Genomic DNA, 3,569 nt, shown 5'->3' with positions numbered 1-3,569 from the left:
GCGATCCTTACAACCGACTGTTGGCGCGGGGAGCACGCTTTCGGGTGCCCGCCGAAACGGTGCGTGACATCACCTTGTCGGCCAGCGGATTGCTCAACCGCAACGTGGGCGGACCGAGCGTTTACCCGCCGGCGCCGGAGTTCTTGTTCACCCCGCCGGTCAGCTACGGCCCCAAGGTCTGGGATGTCGCCCAAGACGACCAGCGTTACCGGCGGGCGTTGTACACGTTTCGGTTTCGCAGCGTCCCCTATCCGATGCTGGAAAACTTTGACGCCCTCCCCGGCATCCTGTCCTGTGTCCGTCGCAGCACGTCCAATACGCCGATGCAAGCGCTCACGTCACTCAACGAACCGATGTTTCTGGAGTGCTCGATCGCGCTGGCGGCCAAGACGATGCGTGAATGTGATGTTACGGAAGATAGTGCTGATGAAAACGAATCGGTCGACGACGGCCGACGCATCCGGTTCGCTTTCCAGCGGTGTGTCGGACGTGCACCGAGCGGCGCAGAACAACGTGTGTTGACTGATTACCTGGCACGTCAACGCGAACGGATTGATTCGAAGGAACTCTCCGCGGAATCCATCCTGTCTTCCGCTCCGCTGCTGGCCCTGGACGATTTGGATGCGACGGAATTGGCGGCTTGGTCGCTGGTTTGTCGCGTGATGCTGAACTTGGATGAAACGATCACACGAGAATAGATATAGATGATGAATAACCTGAATCGATCGCGGCGCTGGTTCTTGAAAGATTGTGGCGTCGGGTTGGGCGCGATTGCGGCCGCACAGCTGATGGCTGAAGAATCCGGTGCCGCGTCGACGGCCGATCCGCTTGCCGTGCGCCAGCCGCATTTCCCCGGCAAAGTCAAGAACGTGATCTTTCTGTTCATGGCCGGGGCGCCCAGCCATCTGGAATTGTTCGACTACAAGCCACAGCTTGCCAAGTTCGACGGCACGCTGCCGCCGGCGGAACTACTGAAAGGTTATCGGGCGGCATTCATCGACCCGAATTCAAAACTGCTGGGACCGAAATTTAAATTCGCCCGCCACGGAGAGAGCGGTGCGGAGATCAGCGAGATCCTGCCGCACACTGCGAAGGTCGCCGATGAATTGACGATCGTGAAATCGATGACGACCGACGCATTTAACCACGCGCCCGCGCAGATCATGATGAACACCGGGTCGCAATTGTTTGGCAAGCCCAGCCTGGGTGCCTGGACGCTCTACGGGTTGGGCAGTGAGTCCAAGGACCTGCCGGGATTCGTGGTGTTCAGCAGCGGCAGCAAGGGGCCCAGTGGTGGCAACAGCAACTGGGGCAGCGGTTTTTTGCCGACCATGTATTCCGGCGTGCAGCTCCGCAGCGTCGGTGATCCGGTGCTGTATCTGTCCAATCCGCCGGGGGTCGACGCACGTGCGCAGCGCGACGCGTTGGACGCGATCACGGCACTCAATCAGCAGCGTCTGGCATTGACCGGTGATCCCGAGATCGCGACGCGCATCAATTCCTTCGAGATGGCGTACCGCATGCAATCGTCCGCGCCGGAATTGATGGACATCCAATCGGAATCGCAGCAGACGCTGGACCTGTACGGTGCCGATCCCGATCAACCGTCCTTTGCCAAAAACTGTTTATTGGCGCGGCGACTGGTCGAGCGTGGCGTTCGATTTGTTCAGCTGTTTCATGAAGCATGGGATCAGCACGGCAATCTGGTCGGCGGATTGAAAACCAATTGCCAAAACACCGACCAGGCCTGTGCAGCGTTGATTCAAGATTTGAAGCGACGCGGGATGTTGGAGGAGACGTTGGTGATTTGGGGCGGCGAATTTGGACGCACGCCGATGGTTCAGGGCGGCGGCAATGACGGTCGCGACCACCACCCCAACGCGTTCACGATGTGGATGGCCGGCGGCGGGATGAAGGCGGGCACGACGCTGGGCGAGAGCGATGAATTCGGCTTCAACGTGACGCGTGATCGCGTGCATGTCCGCGACTTGCATGCCACGATTCTGAATCAACTGGGGTTCGATCACACTCGATTGAGCGTGAAATTCCAGGGGCTCGATCAGCGACTGACCGGCGTCGAACCGGCGCGAGTGGTCCGAGAACTGCTCGCCTAACCCACCCCGTGGCGTAAGCTTCCAGCTTGCGAAAGTGGCGTACGCTTCCAGCTTGCGAACGTGGCGTACGCTTCCAGCTTGCGGTCGCCTGGTTTTCCGCCGTAATGGCAAGCAAGATGCTTACCCCACGCTCTAGCTCTGAACTATTCTTTCGGAAGACATTTTCATCCTCGAATTCGCTGCGTATTGATGCCCACCCCAATCACCGGAATCTTGACCCCCAACATCACGCCTGTCGATCGTGACGGTCGTGTCGACGAAGACACATTGCGTCGATACGTGGACTGGTTGATCGAAAAAGGCGTCGATGGGCTGTACCCCAACGGCAGCACGGGCGAATTCATTCGGTTCACCGCCGAAGAGCGGCGGCGGATCGTCGAGGTGGTGGTGGACCAGACCGCCGGCCGCGTGCCGGTCTTGGCCGGTGCCGCCGAGGCGAATGCCAAGGAGACGATTGCGGCGTGTGAAGCCTACGGTGCCATGGGCGTGCGAGCGGTCGCGATCGTCGCCCCGTTTTACTACCGGCTTTCCGATCAAGGCGTTTACGCGTATTTCCGCGAGATCGCCGATGCCGTCTCGGTGGACGTGACGCTGTACAACATTCCCCTGTTTGCGTCGCCGATTTCCGTCGACACCGTGGTGCGTTTGGCATCGGAATGCCCTCGCGTGGTCGGCATCAAAGACAGCTCGGGTGACTTGCCGAACATGATGCGGATGATCTCGCAGATCCGTCCGATCCGCGAAGACTTTTGTTTCCTGACGGGCTGGGATGCGGCCTTGGTGCCGATGCTGGTGGTGGGCGCCAATGGCGGGACCAACGCGACCAGTGGTGTCGTCCCCGAACTGACTCGTGCGATTCACCGCAGCGTGGTTGCCGGCGACATCGACCAGGCGATGAAGTTGCAATACCAGTTGCTGCCGCTATTCGACGCAATGATCTCGATCAGCGAGTTCCCCGAAGGGTTCCGCGCCGGCGCCCGGTCTCGCGGTTGGGATCTCGGTCCGGGACGCGTCCCGATTTCTGAGCGGCAAAAGGAAGCCATTGCCGAAGCCCAGCGGCAGATCGATGATTTGTTGAAAGAATTTGTCGACGCGCCGACGCCACGGGTTTCCAATCAAGTGATCGAGAAAATCGTGCAACAGGTGATGTCGCAGCTCAAGTCACAGTAAATTAATGGCTTCCGGAAATGAATGGCATCCGGTGAGGCAATCGCCTCGTGTCGGATCGGAGACGGAAACAACCACAAGCTGATCCATGCAACGTCGCACGACGCTACGTCGATTTTCCACCGCATGTTCCTTCGCGTTCCTGGTAGTCTGGCTACCGGGGTTTGTTTGTTTGACGCCGGCGAACATCCACGCCTGGGAACCGAAGAACGAAGCCGTTGTGGCGGGGCACGCGTTTCTGGAACTCGACGCCCCGTTACTGACCGAAAGCAGCGGCCTGGCGTTTTC

At 59.5% G+C, this 3,569-nt stretch carries 4 protein-coding genes; all 4 read left to right on the top strand.

Going from position 1 to position 3,569, the window contains the following annotated elements:
* Positions 1-698 (top strand): DUF1553 domain-containing protein (locus ABX749_RS26245; protein ID WP_372898611.1); only part of this gene is annotated, 698 nt, incomplete at its 5' end.
* Between the two features lie 6 nt (positions 699-704).
* A complete protein-coding gene (locus ABX749_RS26240; RefSeq protein ID WP_372898610.1) occupies positions 705-2,114 on the top strand; it encodes a DUF1501 domain-containing protein in 1,410 nt (469 codons plus the stop codon).
* A gap of 189 nt (positions 2,115-2,303) precedes the next feature.
* Positions 2,304-3,284, top strand: a complete 981-nt coding sequence (locus ABX749_RS26235; protein WP_145218185.1) for a dihydrodipicolinate synthase family protein — start codon at positions 2,304-2,306, stop codon at positions 3,282-3,284.
* A gap of 85 nt (positions 3,285-3,369) precedes the next feature.
* Positions 3,370-3,569: hypothetical protein (locus tag ABX749_RS26230; protein WP_372898609.1), on the top strand; the 200-nt coding region annotated here is incomplete at its 3' end.

This window comes from Stieleria sp. (assembly GCF_041595215.1).
GTDB classification, from domain to species: Bacteria; Planctomycetota; Planctomycetia; order Pirellulales; family Pirellulaceae; genus Stieleria; species Stieleria magnilauensis.
This window is presented reverse-complemented; position numbering and strand designations above follow the sequence as displayed.